The following is a 17,437-nucleotide window of genomic DNA, read 5'->3' on the forward strand; positions in this document are numbered from 1 at the left end:
GCCGCCGGAAGGCGCCCGGATCGAGACCCGACGCCGCCGAGAGACCCCCGAGGGCCCACGCCCGGCCCTCATCGCGCGCCTCGGCAACGCCGCCGCCGCGCCGCTCACCGGACAAGAAACCGTTAGACGCTTCCCTACCCTCACCGAGACAGGACAATCATCATGCTGAGCAAAGCCGTATTGAGCGTGGCCGACACGACCCGCATTCTCGACGCCGCCCGCGCGGAAGCCGAGAAAAACAGCTGGGCCGTCGCCATCGTGGTCGCCGACGACGGCGGCCATCCGCTCGCGCTGCTGCGTCTCGACGGCTGCGCGCCGGCGAGCTCCTACATCGCGACCGAGAAAGCGCGCACCGCGGCGCTCGGCCGTCGCGAGACCAAGGTGTATGAGGACATGATCAACAACGGCCGCACCGCGTTTCTGAGCGCGCCGCTGCTCGGCACGCTCGAAGGCGGCGTGCCGGTCATCGTCGACGGCCAGGTGATCGGCTCGGTCGGCGTGTCGGGCGTCAAGTCGGAGCAGGACGTGCAGATCGCGAAGGCCGGCATTCAGGCGCTCGCGGTCTGACGCGAGTGCGTAGAGCAATCCCGTAGTGCAATTTTGTCAAGCCCGGACCGGTGCCCCCTCGCCGGTCCCATTCAAACTGATGGAGCAGTCGATGACCCAGATGAACCCGCGCGGCGCAATGCAGGTCGCCGCCAATCTCGACCAGTTCGTCGAAACCGAAGCCCTGCCCGGCACCGGACTCGACAGCGCCGCTTTCTGGTCGGGTTTCGACGCCCTCGTGCACGAGCTGGCGCCCAAAAACCGTGCTCTGCTGGCCGAGCGCGACCGCCTGCAAACCGAACTCGACAACTGGCATCACGCCAATCCCGGCCCGGTGCGCGATCTGCGCGCGTATCGCGCGTTTCTCGAAAGCATCGGCTATATCGTGCCGGTGCCCGCCCAGGTCAAAGCGACGACCGACCACGTCGATAGCGAAATCGCCGAACAGGCCGGCCCGCAACTCGTCGTGCCGCTGTCGAACCAGCGCTATGCGCTGAACGCGGCGAACGCGCGCTGGGGCAGCCTCTACGACGCGCTGTACGGCACCGACGCGATTCCCGAGACGAACGGCGCCGACAGGCGCAAGGACTTCAACCCGGTACGCGGCGCGGCCGTGATCGCCTATGCGCGCAAGTTCCTCGACGAAGCCGCGCCGCTCGCGAACGGCTCGCACGCCGATGCAACGCGTTATGGCGTCGAGGGCGGCCAGCTCGTCGTCACGCTGAAGAACGGCACGAGCGCGCTGAAGACGCCCGGGCAGTTCATCGGCTATCAGGGCGAGGCAAGCGCGCCGTCGTCGGTGCTGCTCAAGCACAACGGCCTGCACTTCGACATCCAGATCGACGCCAACGACGCGATCGGCAAGACCGATGCCGCGCACGTGAAGGACGTCGTGGTCGAGGCCGCGGTCAGCACGATCATCGATTGCGAAGATTCGGTCGCGGCCGTCGATGCCGACGACAAGGTCCAGCTCTATCGCAACTGGCTCGGCCTCATGAACGGCGACCTGACCGAAGAGGTCACGAAGAACGGCAAGACCTTCACGCGCCGCCTGAACGAAGACCGCGTGTACGTCGCCGCGAACGGCGCCGCGCCGGTCGTGCTGCATGGCCGCTCGCTGCTGTTCATTCGCAACGTCGGCCATTTGATGACCAACCCGGCCGTGCTCACGAAAGACGGCCGCGAAATTCCGGAAGGCATTCTCGACGCGGTCATCACGACGCTGTGCGCGCTGCACGACCGTAACAACAAGCTCAATTCGCGCACCGGCTCGATCTATATCGTCAAGCCGAAGATGCACGGCCCGGCCGAAGTCGCGTTCGCGAGCGAGCTGTTCGCGCGTGTCGAAGACCTGCTGAAGCTGCCGCGCAGCACGATCAAGATGGGCATCATGGACGAGGAGCGCCGCACCAGCGTGAACCTGCTCGCCTGTATCGCCGAAGCGTCGGAGCGCGTCGCGTTCATCAACACGGGCTTCCTCGATCGCACCGGCGACGAGATGCACACGGCGATGGAAGCGGGCCCGATGATGCGCAAGGGCGACATGAAGTCGAGCCAGTGGATCGCCGCGTACGAGCGCAGCAACGTGCTGGTCGGTTTGAGCGCGGGCCTGCGCGGCCGCTCGCAGATCGGCAAGGGCATGTGGGCGATGCCGGACCTCATGCACGCGATGCTCGAACAGAAGATCGCGCATCCGAAGGCCGGCGCGAACACCGCATGGGTGCCCTCGCCGACCGCCGCCGCGCTGCATGCGCTGCACTATCACCAGGTCGACGTGCAGGCGGTTCAGCAGGAACTCGAACGCACCGACTATGCGAGCGTGCGCGACGAACTGCTCGACGGCCTGCTGACGATTCCGGTCGTCGAAAAGGCGCAGTGGAGCGACGCGGAAATCCGCGCCGAGGTCGACAACAACGCCCAGGGCATTCTCGGCTACGTGGTGCGCTGGATCGACCAGGGCGTCGGCTGCTCGAAGGTGCCGGACATTCACGACGTCGGCCTGATGGAAGACCGCGCGACGCTGCGTATTTCGAGCCAGCACATCGCCAACTGGCTGCATCACGGCGTGATCCAGCGCGAGCTCGTCGAGGAGACGTTCCGGCGCATGGCGAAGGTCGTCGACGGCCAGAACGCGGGCGACCCGCTTTACCAGCCGATGGCGCCGGGCTACGACACGATCGCGTTCAAGGCCGCGCAGGCGCTCGTGTTCGAGGGACGCCAGCAGCCGAGCGGCTACACGGAGCCGCTGCTGCACAAGTTCCGGCTCGAGGTGAAGCAACAGGGCTGATGCCGTTTCTGCCGGGACGAGGTTCCGGCAGAAGCATGGCTGAAACGTCGACGGGCGCTGCATGATGCAGCGCCCGTTTTTCATTTCCAAGTTACATTCGACGCGTTTGCGAATCTGCTCATGGATGTGAATGCACGGCGCTCGTGTATCGACACGGGCGGATTCGCTCATTCAGGAGGCGGTGATTGGATGCACAACGAACGCTGAACGGACAAGGCCTGCACGCTATCCAGGCGGACGGCGCGGCACCTGCGGTACTCGTCGACGGTCGCTCACCGGGCGACCTCGGGGTGGCAGTCGCGGCACTGCGTTTTGCCGGCGGCGCGCATCTTGCCGGCCACTGCGGCGAACATCTGATCAGCTTCCATATGTCGGCACCGTCGATGCTGCGGTGTGCGATCGCTGGGCGCCGCCTTGAACATCGGGCGGTAGCGGGTTCGCTGTCCATCTGCCCCGCCAACGCGGATTGTGGCGTCGAAGCACCGGACGATATCGATGCCGTATCGCTGGTCCTGTCGTCCGAGTGCTTCGCGATGGAGGCACTACGGGCGGACATCGCCGAACCGCGCCTGGTCGAGCGCCTGCACGGCCGTGACGACCCTCTGTTGCGCCTCGCGCGCCTGCTGCTCGCGGAAACCGCAGCGGGGCTTCCGAACGGCCCACTGTTCTGGAGCAGCGTGTCGGACCAGATCTTCCGGCATGTCGCCACGCATCACGTCGCCGCGCCGCTCGTCCCCGTGCACGGCGCGTTGAGTCGGCGGGCATTGAACATGTTGTCCGACTATGTTCATGCGCATATCGGCGAACCGATCGGAGTGGCCGAACTCGCCGCGGTGGCGGGCTGTAGCCGCTTCCATTTTTCCCGGCTGTTCCGGCACGCGACCGGCATGACACCGCATCGCTACGTGATGCGCCTGCGCGTAACGCATGCCGTGGACTTGCTGCGCGGCAGCGCGCAGCCTCTCTCCGAGGTTGCCGCCGCGACCGGCTTTACCGATCAGAGCCATCTGTCGCGATGGATGCGCCAGGTCCACGGCATGGCGCCGGGGGAACTGAGAAGGGGGAATTGAAAAAGCGGGTCCTAGTCCGTCGCGGCCTGAGCACATCCGTCCAATACAGAATCTGGCGTTACATCCAATATCGGTCGTCTCTATGGAGATGACATGCCCCCTTCTTATCCTGACGATATCCGCGGCAACTGGCGCTACATCGGCCCCGATACATGGACACGTTGCGCGCCATTCCTTTCCGGCGGCGCCCGCTGCTACGACCTCGCGCACCCGATCGACGACACCGCGCCGTCGTCGCCGTTCGCGCAACCGCTGTCGTTCGAATTCGGCTCGACACAGGGGATACCCGGAACCCTTCACGCGGGGAATCTCGAAACAGTCACCGGCTCGCTCGGCCAGCAGGGCACGCATATCGACGCGCTCGGTCATTTCGGCGTGTTGAAAGACGTCTGGGACGGGCATGGCCCGCTCCCGGCCGACGAGGTGAGCTATTTCGGCGGCCTGCCGCAACGGGTCGTCAAACCCGATCCGCACGGACGTCTCGCGAGATTGGGAATCGATGAGGTGCCACCGCTCCTGAGCACGGGAATTCTGCTCGATGCAGCGGGCTACCATGGCGTCGACGAACTGCCGCCTGGTTTCGAAATCACCGAGAAGGATCTCACCGCGATGCTGGCGCGTCAGGACCTGCTCGAACGCGGCATTCTTCCCGGCGATGTCGTGTTCATCCACACCGGCTGGGGTCGACGCTGGAGCGACGCCCGATACGGCGCCTACTACACCAGCGGCCCGGGGTTGTCTGCCGCGGGCGCGGCATTCCTCGCTGCGTCCGAACCCGTGGTGGTTGGGCTCGACAACCCGTTCACCGACCCGGTGAACGACGGGCAGCTCCAGGGTGCGAGCGCGCCGCCTGCCGGCATGCGGACCGATGCGCCGTTCGGTACGCATCACTTCAATCTCGTCGAAGCCGGGGTACTGCAAATCCAGAACCTGAAGCTCGACGATCTCGCGCGGGATCGCGTCTGGCTCTTCGCGGCCATCGTCGTCCCGCTCGCGTTGCGCGGCGCGTCGGGTTCGATCGTGCGTCCTGTCGCGATCGGCACGCCCCGGCCAGCGGCCCGTTCCCGTTGACGTATCCCACGCAAAGCGGCGCGGCCAGCGGCTCGCGCCGCTTGCGCATATTCCCCGTGTTCGTTGTCCTTGCGAGATCAAGCCATGCCCCCTGCTTCTCCGTTCCCGAGCCGTACGTTTCGGCAAACCTTTCCCGATGCGCCGATCGCCATACCCGGCGATCCGTCCTATGAGAACGCCGTCGATATCTGGGCGGGCGGCCGCGACCGCCGGCCTGCCGGCGTCTATGTATGCCGTCAGGCCGCCGACGTCCAGACCGCATTGCGTATCGCGCGCGACTGCGGGCTTGCCGTGTCGGTGCGAGGCGGAGGCCACGACTGGGCGCGTCGCGCGCTGTGCGACGGGCTGGTGATCGATCTGACCTCGATGCGCAACGTGCAGCCCCACGACCATGGTCGAACGATCCAGATCGGTGGCGGTGCGCTGGCGTCCGACGTGTTCGCGGCGACTGATCCGCGAGGGATGGCTGTCGTAACCGGCGCATCGGGTGCCGTCGGGATGGCCGGACTGACGCTCGGCGGCGGCTACGGGTCGCTGGTTGGCCGTTTCGGGCTCGCACTCGACAATCTGGTGTCTGCCGAGGTTGTGCTGGCCGATGGTTCCGTCGTCCACACAAGCGACACGCAACACGCGGATCTATTCTGGGCGTTGCGCGGCGGGGGCGGCAATTTTGGTGTCGTCGTTTCGATGGAGCACCGGCTGCATCGACTCGAAACGGTCTACAGCGGTCCGCTCTTCTACCCGATTCAAGCCGCACCTGCCGTGCTGGCGAATTACGCGAGCATCGCCTCGGACCGGCCGGATGCGCTGACAGTCCAGTTCGGTCTGCTCAGTGGGCCCGACGGTTCGCCGGTGCTGCTCGTCGCGCCGACGTGGAGTGGTAAGCCCGGCGACGCCGAGGCGCAGGTCGCGCCACTCCTCGCGGCCAGCGATCCACTCATGTCGATGATCGCGCATCAGCCTTACGGTGCATCGAATACCCTCTTCGACGCACACATCGTGAACGGCCAGCGCGTGCTGATGGACACCCGTTCGCTGCCTGCCCTGTCTCCTGCCGTGATCGAGATCCTGCTCGATGCGTTCGCGCGACGTCCATCCAGCGGCTGCGCGATCGTTACGCACGAGTTCCGCGGTGAAGCCACGCGCATCGCCACCGACGCGACCGCGTTCGCGATGCGCGAGCCCCACCTGTTGATCGAGATCGTCGCCGGCTGGAACGCCGGCAGTGACGACGATGAGGCACGCCACGCCGACTGGGTTGCCCGTCTGTCGAGCGCACTAGCCACGCATGCGTTGCCGGGGTGTTATGCCAATCTGCTGGCGAATGGGGAGCCGGCACATGCGGCGGCAAGCTTCGGCGCAAATGCCGCGCGTATCGTCGAGCTGAAGCGCCGGTTCGATCCGGACAACGCGTTCAGGTCGGCCTTGCCGTTGCCGACGATCGCAGGCGATCAGCCTTCGCGTCATGCCTGACTGACTCAATGACCGCGATCAATGACCGCAAGAGATGAGGCAGGCGAACCTCGTGCGCAACGAGCACCACGAGACGTTCCGATGTCGCATCGGTGAGCGGCCGCCGCGCACCGCCCTGACGTCCCACAGGCCGGCGATCGGCGGTCCGCCGCCGCTCAGCCCGCCAGCTTCCTGAACGTTTCGAGCACCGCATCGCCCTTGAACGGCTTGACGATCCAGCCCTTCACACCGGCCGCCTTGCCGCGCTCCTTCATCGCCGGGCTGCTTTCGGTCGTGAGCATGATGACGTTGACGGTCTTGTTCGCGAGTTCGCCGCGAATTTTCTCGACCATCGTCAGGCCGTCCATATTCGGCATGTTCACGTCGCTCACGATCAGCCGGATATTCGAATCCGTCCTGAGTTTCGCGAGACCATCCTTGCCGTCGATGGCCGTCGCGACGTCCAGACCGTTTTTGGTCAGAAAGCCCGCGACTTCATCGCGAACCGTGCTCGAATCGTCTACCACCAGAATCTTTGCCATGCCAATGTCCTTGCGTCGCCGACGCGTTGTATCAAAACAGATCGAGCTCGCCCGATTCGACGAGATCGTCGATATCCAGCGTGTTTTCAGAGAAATCTTCGGGTGACCAGCTCAGGTTGAACACGAAGCGCTGGTCGATCGCGACCGATTGGCCGCTCGTCTCGTCGTGCAACAGATACTGGAAACGCAGTTGCGGATTGTCCGAGCCGAACGAGATGTAGCGATGCTTGTGATTGACCAGCAGCGGCACCTGCACCTGACTCGCTTCGCGCGCGCTCTGCGGACCGAGGAAGCGGTCCTTGAAGGCGCCCCAGATCAGATTGGTCAACTCGCCGAGCAGGTTGTTCAGATCGCGAAAGCCCGCTTCCGCCGCGCCCGGGCCGCTCACACCATTTGCACCGCTCCGGCGCGCCGCGCGGTCGCGTTCGATCATCGCGAGCAGCGGGTCCTCCTGCGCCTGCATCAGCATGTAGCCGCGGCACCATGTGCCTTCGAGCGGAATCAGGCTGAACACCTCGCCGAAGATAATGCGATCGCGCACGACGCTGGGCGCGTCGCGGCGCACCGTGACGCCGTCGAATAGCGTCGCGAGCCGCGCTTCCGTGATCTCCGCGATACCGCGCACGAGCGCATTCGGAAAGTCGAGGCTGAAGATGTATTGATCGACAGCCGCGCACAATGCGCTCATGTTCGCGGCATCGAAGCTCGCGCAGGCCGCGTTCTTCAATGCGTGCGGCAACTGTTCGGGCGGCGTGTTGCCGCTCAAGCGCAGAATGACCGGCAGTTCGGGACGCAAAGTATTGATACGCGCCGCAGCCGCAGCGGCCTCGTCGAGCGAGCCGCCGTAATCGTCCGCGAGCAGCACGCCGCCGAGGTCGATGCTGGTGCTCAATACCGCGCTCAGGCGGCGGCTGTCGCGCACCTTCAGCGCAATGAGATTGTGCTCATCGAAAAAGAGCTTCAGGGCTTCCGCGTGTGCAGGACTGTCGTCGAGCACGAGCACCTTACTGACGGGCTTGCTGAGATTCATCGTATTCAGTGTGCGAATGCAGTGTCGCTAGAAAAGTTCGAGTGCGCCTTCGCTCTCGTCCGCCGTGGCGAGTTCGACCCTGAAATCGAGCGGCGCCTGGGCGCACAGACATAAGGTGACGCCGAGCCGGACCGCCCCGCCGATCGTCAACTCATACGTCCACACCTGATCGGGCCGCAATTCGTCGAGATACTCGACGCATGCGCTATGCAGTTCATACGGCGTCGACATGCCGAGATCGGGGAAGACGTTCACCAGTTGCTGGTTCATATAGCCGCAACAGAGGTTGCCGAGTTCCATCAGCGTTTCCGGCAGCGAACGCGTCGTGTCGTCGCCGACGTAATACGCGCGCGTCGCCTCGTCCTTGCTGAAATGCAGCACGAACAGCAGCCGGAAGCCGATCGACGAGATCGTCAGGACCGTCGCGCACGGCGCGGCCGGACGATCGCGATTCCACCTCGGCACGGCGGCGATCTCGCACGCATCGCCCGGCGTCGCGGGCAAACGCGCGCGCGCGGCGTGGCAGAAGATGTCCGCGATGCTTTGCTTCGCCTGATCGGTAATCACGCCGCGGCCTGTTCGAGGCGGGATTGAAACTGCGTCGCCAGCGCCTCGACGCCGCCGAGCGAGGCCGTAATCATCTTGCCGCCCGCCTGAATATCCTGAAACGTCGCGGCCGTCGTCAGATCGTTGCGATGCAGGCTCTCGCGATAGCTTTTCGACAGGTCCTGCGAACGCGACGCGAGCGAACGCACTTCGCCCGCGACGATCGAGAAGCCGCGGCCGGCCGTGCCGGCGCGCGCCGCTTCGATCGACGCATTGAGCGACACGATCAGCACGTGCTGCACGATCGAGGACAGTTCCTGGTTCTTCTTGTGCATGTCGCGGTTCTGCGACATCAGCGAAATCATCTGCTCGTGCCAGCGCTCGAACGTGATGCACAGCGTCTTCAGACGAGCCGCTTCCTGAGCGATCCGCGTGGCATGCTGCAACCATTCGTCGCCGTGGGCACGCGCGGCGTCGAGCGAGGTCTGCAAGGCATCGCGCTCGTGCGCGCCCTGCTGTGCCTCGGCGCGCAGATCGGCAAGCCTCGTTTCGAGCGCGGCATGCTCGCGGCTGGCCTCTTCAGCGAGGCCGTGCGCGGCTTCCAGTTGCGCTTCGAGCGCCGCGACGCGCTCGCGCGCGAGGCGCTGCACCTGTTCGCCTGCCTTGAGCTTGCGGCGATAAAAAATTCCCGTGGCCAATGCCGCGACGATGCCGCCCACGCATGCGGCCAGAAGATAATGTTCAAGCACGACCGGCTCCCCTCGCTACACTCAACATACGCTCAACACACGACCCGGCCCGCGGCAGCATCCGCGTCACGCTCGTGCGATTGCGCTGCATCGGCGGATTTGTCGAGACTGTCCACGGCCCAGTTTTCGGGGAAATACACGACGGTCTGGAAGCGGCGATAGTCCGCGCCGCGCCGCTCGTCGGTAAAACGCAATTCGATGCGGCCCTGCTCGCGCCGCACGAAATCGCGCACCGCATCCATGCCGACCCCGCGCCCCGAAATCTCGCTCACGCTTTGCGCGGTCGAGAAGCCGGGACGGAAAATCATCTCCGCAATCGCTTCGTCGCTGAGCGCGGCATCGGCCTCGATCCAGCCGCGTGCGACGGCGGCCGCGCGAATCTTCGCGAGCGCGAGGCCGCGCCCGTCGTCGCTAATCGTGATCTGCAGCGCGTGATGATCGACACCGACTTCCAGATCGATAACGCCGGCCGCCGGCTTGCCGTTCGCAAGACGCTCGACGGCGGCCTCGATCCCGTGATCGACCGAATTGCGCAGCAGATGCGTAAACACGTTGCGCAGCGTGTTGCTCGCCTCGCTGCGCACACGATAGCCGTTACTGTCGATACGCACCGTGGGCGCTTCTTTACCGAGTTCGGCTGCCAGCGACGGCAGCGATTCGATCACGCCCGCGAGTGCCTCGTAGATAGATTCGGTGCCGAGCAGACGCAACTCGCGCTGCAACGATTCGCGCAACGTCGCGAGTTCGCGCTGATCGGCGGGGTCGGCGCTGCCGAGCATGTCGAGCACGTTCAACTGCTTCTGGATCAGTTCGCGATCGACCATCAGATAGCGCTCCATCGCGCCGCGCTGGCCCGGTCCCTTGCGGCCGAGGCTCACCTCGTTGATCGTCGCATAGGTTTCGAGCGCCGCCTTCACGCGTTGCAGGTCTTCGATCAGCAACTGCTGGTCCCACGTTTCGCTGCTGTTCTCTCGGCGCAACGCGTCATAGCGCTGCTCGGTTTCATGCACGACGCCGGTCAGATGCGCAAAGCTGTAGGTGCGCGCATTGCCCTTGACCGTATGCATGTTGCGGAACAGTTCGGCCACCGCCTCGTGGCTCGGTTCGTGATGCTGACGAATGATGCGCTCGTTCTCGTGGATAAAGCCCGTTGCGCTTTCGACGAAGTGATGGAATTTCTCCTGGCTCACCGCGAGAATTTCGCCGATCATTTCGAGGCGGCGTTTCTGTTCGCCGGCTTCGGCAGCGAGCGCGCGCAACTCGGTCACGTCGCGCACGCACAGCATCAGGCGCAATACGACATCGTTTTCGTCGGTGATGGCCGACCAGCTCAGATCGAGCGTCTTCACGCGACCATCGGCCATCGGCTTGGTGATTTCGTTGACGAGCAGATGCTGGTTGAACTCGAAGTTCATGCTGTCTTCGCCGAGGCATGCTGCGAGCGCGGCCTCGATTTGCGCGAGCCTGTCGCTGCCGATGCCGGTGCCGCCGAACACGAGATCGAGCAGCGGACGCCCCGCGATCTCGCGCGTTTCGAAGATCGCTTCGAGATAGGCCGAGTACTCCGGATGCACGACCACGCCTTCGACCACGGTCAGAATGCCCTGCTGCATGTTCTGCAGCATCGCCTGGATGTCGGCGGTCTTCTGCTTCAGTTGCAGCGAGCTTTGCTGGATCTTTTCGATCATGCCGTTGAACGCGACGATCGAATGACCGATCTCGTCCATGCGGCCGACCGGCACGCGCCGCGTGAAGTCCTGGCTCGCCGCGATCTCGCTCATCTCGACCTGCATGCGGCTCAGCGGACGCGTAATCTGGCGATACAGCAGCGCGCTGATCAGCACCAGCACGGCGATGGCCGCGCCGGTCGCGGCGGCGATCGCGGTCGTGGTGGTGGCGAGCGCGTCGTTCAGCGTCCCGATCGCGGCGTCCTTCTGGCGATTCTTCTCGATGCGCAGCGTCTCGACGATACCTTCGAGTTCGTCGCGATACTCCGCGACGTTCGCGAACAGATAGGCCTGCGCAAGTTCGTTCTTGCCTTCGGCCTTCATCTTCGCGGTGTCATTGACCGCGTTGAAATAATTCGCGAGGCTCTCGCGCGCCTGGCTCACGAGCCCCGTTTGCGCCTGACCTTGCGCGGCCCGGGCCTGCACATCGAGTGCGGCCTGCAACGAGGCTTCCTTGCTCTTCAGAAGCGCCTGGGCCTGCGCAACCATATTCGCGTCGGGCGCATAGACGAGCGTCATCATCGCGAGCTGCACGTCCTTGACCTGCGAAACGAGGTCCGCCGACGCGAGCGCGCTCGGCACGACACCTTGAGTAACCTGCCGCACATTGACGGCACTGCTGCGGGTCTGAAGCACGGCGTAGCCGCCAATGGCGGATAGCGCGACGAGCATCAGAACGACGAGAAGCGTGATGCGGTGACGGATGGTCATCTGAAGATCCCCGAGATCTGGAAATGCAAAATCCCCCGCTTTTTGCGGGTCGCCCGTGTGATTTTGTACTTGCGGGCGCGGGGATTATCGTCGCGGGCGTGTGACGAGGACGTGACGAAATCCCCGTAAAAGAGTGCGATTTAAGGATTTGCCGAAAAAAAATTTTCAGAGGCCGATATGGGCTCAAGTTCGGGAAAGAACTGCCGTTATTCATGCTCGATGGTTTTCTCCTGGGCCTGTGGCGGGATGAAGCCTGCTGATCGTCAAAGCGCGGGTTCGAGCTTCGATAACAGCCTGGGAAGAGCGGACTCACGGCTTTCTCATGCCGCTCTTTTTGCACTCGGGTACGGGGCCGTACAGCACCGCAGAGTGCATGGACAGCACATGACCATGCCGCATGAACCGGGCCCCTAAGGGAAAACGAGCGGCGCCCCTTGTCAACCGGATGGCATTTTTCTACGTTCTCGCAGACGGCATTCGCCATAATGGATGCGCCGGGGCCTCTCCGTTATCGACGCCCGCGCGCATGAACGACCAAAAACGTTTTCACCACCGATGGAGTGTCCCATGAAGATTCAATCCGCTATCGCTGCGCTGGTGCTCGGCGCGGTACTCGTGTCACCGGCGTTCGCGCAGAACAGCCAGCAGACCAAAATGGCCGATTGCAACAAGCAGGCCGGCGACAAGAAGGGCGACGACCGCAAGGCGTTCATGAAGACCTGCCTGTCCGCGAAGCCGGCCGCCGCCGCGCCGATGAGCCAGCAGGACAAGATGAAGGCGTGCAACGCCCAGGCCACCGGCAAGAAAGGCGACGACCGCAAGGCGTTCATGAAGACCTGCCTGTCGTCATCGGCGCCGGCGGCTGCCAACTAGAACGCCCGCACGAAATCGCCGTCTCCCACGGCGTCGGCATCTGCCGGCGCCCGCCGGCGCCTGTGTCGAGCACGCGGGCGCCGGCGCATCGGGCCTGCCTCGCCCATCGCGGCCCGGCCGCGCGCTTGCCGGCACGGCTCGCGCTTTGCCTTCCTTCGCTGTCCGCCCGCACGAACCCGCCGTTTTTCTTCTATGATGGCTGCGGAGACGGCCCACCCTCACCTACCCGACACAACCGGATCAAACGGGCCGCCATCTTGTCGTTCGTGCTGCTGAGCATCGACCGGAGGCAAGGATGGTATCGAAGTATAAAAACCGCTGGCTGAGGCGGTGGTTGCTGGTCATCGTATTCTGGGCCGTGCCCGTGGCGATCGTTGCGGTCAACGAGATCCGCGAGGAAATGTCGTATAACGCCGTCGATCTCGACCGCGCGCTGACCACCTGGAATTTCACCGACGCGCAACGCGCGGCCGGTGCGCCCGCGCATTGCCACGGCAAGCCCGACGAAGCGAAAGCCGCCGGCTGCCCGGCCGACGTGCTGGCCGCCAACGCGGCGCGCCAGCAGGATGCGATCAACGAATACAGCGTGCGCCGCTCGACGCTGATGGCTTATCTGTGGCACGCGTTCGTCGGCTACTGGGTGGTGCCGGCGGCGATCCTGTTCCTGATCGGCGTGATTATCGGCATGGTGCGCCGCGCGCTGCGGCGTCCGCCGCCGGTCAAGAGTCCGGCGAATCACGGGTAAGCGGCACGCTTTGCCATGGGCGGCATGGGCGGCTTGCCTCGCGAAATGGCGGCACGAGTGCGGCCATTTCAATGCGATGCCAATCGCGTAGTGCCTTGCACAGAAAATCGGTAAAAACGGGCCTTCGTGTCGCTTCGTCCATGCCTCGCCGGCGCATCGCCAGGATCGCAGCACGCAGCGCGCATCTCGCCGTCAATACGTCCACGCCCCGCTCGCGCAGCACCTTTGGAGGTTTTTCCATGTCCTCCAGGGCGCCCTTCGAAGCCAGTCAAAATTACTCGCCGGTCTGTCTTCATCGGCCTCAAAGCCCCATCCCATAAGGCTTTCGCATGCGCATGCCACACGCCTTTATGCGTCGCCTGTGTTATAACTTAAAAGCGACCGGGCGAAGCCATTCGCGGTTGCGCCACGGATCCATGATGAAGAAAATGGAGAAAAACGATGCAAAGACGACACTTCATGTTGAAGACGACCGCCGCACTCGCTGTCGGAGGCCTTGCACTCGCTGGCTGCACGACGACGGGCAACAGCAATCCCACCGCCGCCACGAACGCCTCGAAGCGTCAATCGATCGACGCCAGCGTCGACGGCACGATGTCCAAGCTGTTCACCACCGTACCGGGCTCGCGTGAGCTGGTCTCGAAGGCGCGCGGCGTACTCGTGTTCCCTTCGGTGCTGCAGGCGGGCTTCATCGTCGGCGGCCAGTATGGCGAAGGCGCGTTGCGCGTGGGCGGTGCCACGGTCGGCTACTACAGCACGGTGTCGGGCTCGTTCGGCCTGCAGGCCGGCGCGCAGTCGAAGGCGCTCATCTTCATGTTCATGACGCAGGACTCGCTCGACAAATTCCGCAACGCGGACGGCTGGTCGGCCGGCGCCGATGCATCGGTCGCGCTCGTGAAGGTCGGTGCGAATGGCGCGATCGACACGAACACGGCCACGGCCCCGGTGGAGGTCTTCGTCATGACCAACGCGGGCCTGATGGGCGACGTGTCGCTGCAAGGTACGAAGGTCACGCGCCTGAAGATCTGAGCGCGGGTCCGAATGCGCTAGTGCGGCCATAAAAACGGCGGTGCGTCTGTCGATGCACCGCCGCTTTTTCTTTTCCCCCTTCACCGCTCCGCAGTCAGCCTCGCCGCCGGCGAAGATCAGCTTCCCGACGTATCGATCACCTTGAAGCGCGAGCGCTTCTGCGCGCGAATCACCGACTGATACGCCTCCACGTATTGCCGCGCCATCCGGTGCGAAGTGAAGCGCTCCTCGAAGCGGCGCCGCACACCCGCGCGCGGCATCTTGTGCAGCCGGGCCACCGCTGCGACCGCGCCGATCTCGTCCTCGACGATAAAGCCCGTCACGCCGTCTTCGAGCACTTCGGGCACCGAGCCGCGATTGAATGCAATGACCGGCGTGCCGCACGCCATCGCCTCGATCATCACGAGGCCGAACGGCTCCGGCCAGTCGATCGGAAACAGCAGCGCGTGCGCCCCGGACAGAAACTCGGCCTTCTGGCCGTCGGCAATCTCGCCGATGTATTCGACATACGGCAGATCGAGCAACGGCCGGATCTCGCGCTCGAAGTATTCGCGGTCGGCCGCATCGACTTTCGCGGCGATGCGGATCGGCATGCCGCAGCGCCCCGCGATACGAATCGCGGTATCGACGCGCTTTTCCGGCGAAATCCGGCCGAGAAACGCAAGGTACTTCTGCTCGACCGGCTGCGGCGTGTACAACTGCTCCGGCAAGCCGTGATAGACGGTGGTAAGCCACCGCGCCTGCGGCAGCGGATGACGCTGCGCATTCGAGATCGAAATCACCGGCGCGGTGTTGAAGGTGTCGAACACGGGCTGCTGTTCGGGCAGATCGAGCCGGCCGTGCATCGTCGTGACGAACGGCGTGTCCTGCCGCTTGAAGACCGAGAACGAGTAATAGTCGAGGTGGAAGTGCAGCACGTCGAACTCTTCGGCCTGGCGGCGCACGAGTTCCATCAGCAGCATATGCGGCGCGATGCGGTCGCGAATGCCGGGGTCGAGACGCAGCGCGCGCGGCCAAACCGCTTCGAGCTTCGCGCTCGTGACGGAGTCGCCGCTCGCGAACAGCGTCACGTCGTGGCCCTGTTCGACCAGCGCCTCGGTGATGTACGACACGACGCGCTCGGTGCCGCCATAGAGTTTCGGCGGCACGGATTCGGTCAACGGGGCGATCTGCGCAATCTTCATAGTCTGTCTCCATGAGCCGGCGGCTTGCGCCTCGTGGCGGTGCGCGCCGGCGACGCCGAGTATGACAGCGCCGTTACCCGCGATCAATGCGCGCTTCGCCCAGGCAGGCGTCCATCGTTCGCACATCGTCGGACAAGGCTCATTATTTCCTGGTGGCTAGGGAAAAGCCGCCGGTCTTGCATTTGCTCGGTGCTGTTACACCCGGCTTACATCCGGTGACGGGCGCGGCAAACTGTAGCGAGGGGGCAAAGCGGGACGACCAGGCAGGACGACAAAGCGGGGCCGCAACCCGCCCGGCACGCGGCGCGCAAGCGGGCGGCCGAAGACGACAGGTCGGGCGAGCCAGGCGGCCCGCGCCTAGCCATGTCCGCCGCCCTCGCCCGGCTTGCGCAGCGGCACTCGGCGCAAATCGTCGAGAAAGGTGTCGCGCCACACGCCGAGGTCGTTCTTGCGCAGCGCCGCCATGTTGATCTCGTGGCGCCGCTGGCGTGCGTCGAGCGGCATCTGCAAGGCGCGTTGCAGAGCCTCGCACATGCCGACGGAGTCGTGCGGATTGACGAGCAGCGCACCGGAGAGCTCCGCAGCCGCGCCCGCGAAAATCGACAGCACGAGCACGCCGGGGTCGTCGGGATTCTGCGCGGCGACGTACTCCTTCGCGACGAGATTCATGCCGTCGTGCAGCGGCGTGACGAAGCCGATCTGCGATTCGCGGAACAGCGACATCAGCTTCCAGCGGTCGTACTGCTGGTTCAGGTAGCGGATCGGCGTGTAGTCGAGGCCCGAGTAGCGGCCGTTGATGCGCCCTGCTTCGTATTCGAGGTCCTGGCGAATCTTCTGATAGGTCGCGACGTCCGAGCGCGTCGGCGGCGCGATCTGCACGAGCGTGACGTTGCCGCGCCATTCGGGCGAGCGTTCGAGCAGTAGCTCGAACGAGCGGAAACGCTCGACGAGCCCCTTCGAATAATCGAGCCGGTCGACGCTCATGATGAGCTTGCGCCCTTCGAGGCTCTGCTTGAGGTCGAGCACATGCTGGCGGCTCTCGTAGCGCTTCGCCTGCGCGGCGATTTCGTCGGGGAACACGCCGATCCGGTAGACGCCGGTGCGCAGCTTGCGCCCGAACGCCTCGACGACGCCATCGGCGCTCACGGTGCCGCGCGCATGGCGCGCCACGTAGTCGTGGAACGCCTGCTGGTCGGTGGCGGTCTGGAAGCCGAGCAGGTCGTAGCACGACATCGACTTCACGAGCTCCTCGTGCGGCGGAATGTTGAGCAGGATCTGCGGCGCGGGAAACGGAATATGCAGGAAGAAGCCGATGCGGTTTGCGACGCCCTCGTTGCGCAGCGCCTCGGCAAACGGGATCAGATGGTAGTCGTGAATCCAGATGATGTCGTCGGGTTCGAGCAGCTTGACGAGCTTGTGCGCGAGCCATGCGTTCACGCGCCGGTAGCCCGCATACTCCTCGCGCTCGTAGCGCGCGAGGTCGTTGCGGTAGTGGAACACGGGCCATAGCGTCGCGTTGGAAAAGCCGCGGTAGTACTGGTCGTAGTCCTTGCGCGTGAGGCCGACGGTCGCGAAGGTCACGGCGCCGTCCTGGTCGAGCGTCGGCCCGGCATTGGCGACGGTTTCACTGACTACGTCGCCGCTCCAGCCGAACCAGACGCCGCCCGCGTCCTTCAGCGCGCCGAATACGCCGACGGCGAGCCCGCCCGCCGATCCTTTGGTCTCCGTCGGCGTCGCGACGCGATTCGACACGACGATCAGTCGGCCCATCTTGCCTATCCTCCTTGGGTTGCCGGGATGCGCGCCGGTCCGGCTCGTTCGCGGCTGTGGACGCGGCGCACGCATGGACAGCAAACCGTGTGCCTGGTCGAATTG

Annotated in this window: 15 protein-coding genes; 8 read left to right on the forward strand and 7 right to left on the reverse strand. The window is 64.7% G+C overall.

Features of this window, described 5'->3' with window-relative positions:
• The first annotated feature begins 162 nt into the window (after positions 1-162).
• The 5 genes from F3J20_RS07410 to F3J20_RS07430 all read left to right on the forward strand — a co-directional run bounded on the left by F3J20_RS07410 (position 163) and on the right by F3J20_RS07430 (position 6,447).
• Positions 163-567, forward strand: coding sequence for a heme-binding protein (locus F3J20_RS07410; RefSeq protein ID WP_167282838.1), 405 nt, complete (start codon positions 163-165; stop codon positions 565-567).
• A gap of 91 nt (positions 568-658) precedes the next feature.
• A complete protein-coding gene (locus F3J20_RS07415) occupies positions 659-2,833 on the forward strand; it encodes a malate synthase G (RefSeq protein ID WP_167282840.1) in 2,175 nt (724 codons plus the stop codon).
• A gap of 368 nt (positions 2,834-3,201) precedes the next feature.
• Complete coding sequence (locus tag F3J20_RS07420; protein WP_167282842.1) at positions 3,202-3,903, forward strand: AraC family transcriptional regulator; 702 nt, start codon at positions 3,202-3,204, stop codon at positions 3,901-3,903.
• A gap of 93 nt (positions 3,904-3,996) precedes the next feature.
• The gene (locus F3J20_RS07425; RefSeq protein ID WP_167282844.1) at positions 3,997-4,974 is read left to right on the forward strand and encodes a cyclase family protein; all 978 of its coding nucleotides are present in this window, start codon (positions 3,997-3,999) and stop codon (positions 4,972-4,974) included.
• 84 nt (positions 4,975-5,058) lie between these two features.
• On the forward strand, positions 5,059-6,447 hold the full coding sequence (locus F3J20_RS07430) for an FAD-dependent oxidoreductase (RefSeq protein ID WP_167282846.1): 1,389 nt from the start codon (positions 5,059-5,061) through the stop codon (positions 6,445-6,447).
• Positions 6,448-6,602: 155 nt separating this feature from the next.
• Here the strand turns inward: F3J20_RS07430 and F3J20_RS07435 are convergent, their stop codons facing one another.
• The 5 genes from F3J20_RS07435 to F3J20_RS07455 are packed head-to-tail and all read right to left on the reverse strand — an operon-like array spanning position 6,603 to position 11,731.
• Complete coding sequence (locus F3J20_RS07435) at positions 6,603-6,968, reverse strand: response regulator (protein ID WP_167038193.1); 366 nt, start codon at positions 6,966-6,968, stop codon at positions 6,603-6,605.
• 31 nt (positions 6,969-6,999) lie between these two features.
• Complete coding sequence (locus tag F3J20_RS07440) at positions 7,000-7,998, reverse strand: chemotaxis protein CheX (RefSeq protein WP_167282848.1); 999 nt, start codon at positions 7,996-7,998, stop codon at positions 7,000-7,002.
• Between the two features lie 27 nt (positions 7,999-8,025).
• Positions 8,026-8,565 (reverse strand): hypothetical protein, encoded by a 540-nt coding sequence (locus F3J20_RS07445; protein WP_167282851.1) that lies wholly within the window; start codon positions 8,563-8,565, stop codon positions 8,026-8,028.
• Positions 8,562-9,293: a methyl-accepting chemotaxis protein gene (locus tag F3J20_RS07450; RefSeq protein WP_167282853.1), complete on the reverse strand. Its 732-nt coding sequence runs from the start codon at positions 9,291-9,293 to the stop codon at positions 8,562-8,564. The genes F3J20_RS07445 and F3J20_RS07450 overlap by 4 nt, the downstream gene beginning before the upstream one ends.
• Before the next feature lie 32 nt (positions 9,294-9,325).
• Positions 9,326-11,731 (reverse strand): ATP-binding protein, encoded by a 2,406-nt coding sequence (locus F3J20_RS07455; RefSeq protein WP_167282854.1) that lies wholly within the window; start codon positions 11,729-11,731, stop codon positions 9,326-9,328.
• Positions 11,732-12,298: 567 nt separating this feature from the next.
• Here F3J20_RS07455 and F3J20_RS07460 point away from each other — a divergent pair.
• From F3J20_RS07460 to F3J20_RS07470, 3 genes are all read left to right on the forward strand, one after another.
• A complete protein-coding gene (locus F3J20_RS07460) occupies positions 12,299-12,604 on the forward strand; it encodes a PsiF family protein (protein ID WP_167038203.1) in 306 nt (101 codons plus the stop codon).
• Between the two features lie 295 nt (positions 12,605-12,899).
• The gene (locus F3J20_RS07465) at positions 12,900-13,349 is read left to right on the forward strand and encodes a hypothetical protein (RefSeq protein WP_167282855.1); all 450 of its coding nucleotides are present in this window, start codon (positions 12,900-12,902) and stop codon (positions 13,347-13,349) included.
• A 441-nt stretch (positions 13,350-13,790) separates the two neighbouring features.
• Positions 13,791-14,378: a YSC84-related protein gene (locus tag F3J20_RS07470; RefSeq protein ID WP_167038207.1), complete on the forward strand. Its 588-nt coding sequence runs from the start codon at positions 13,791-13,793 to the stop codon at positions 14,376-14,378.
• Positions 14,379-14,494: 116 nt separating this feature from the next.
• Here the strand turns inward: F3J20_RS07470 and F3J20_RS07475 are convergent, their stop codons facing one another.
• Positions 14,495-15,562, reverse strand: a complete 1,068-nt coding sequence (locus F3J20_RS07475; protein WP_167038209.1) for a glycosyltransferase family 4 protein — start codon at positions 15,560-15,562, stop codon at positions 14,495-14,497.
• A 357-nt stretch (positions 15,563-15,919) separates the two neighbouring features.
• A complete protein-coding gene (otsA, locus tag F3J20_RS07480; protein WP_167038211.1) occupies positions 15,920-17,332 on the reverse strand; it encodes an alpha,alpha-trehalose-phosphate synthase (UDP-forming) in 1,413 nt (470 codons plus the stop codon).
• Between the last annotated feature and the right edge of the window lie 105 nt (positions 17,333-17,437).

Origin of the sequence: Paraburkholderia sp. Cy-641, from assembly GCF_011752945.1 — a bacterium.
Taxonomy (GTDB): domain Bacteria; phylum Pseudomonadota; class Gammaproteobacteria; order Burkholderiales; family Burkholderiaceae; genus Paraburkholderia.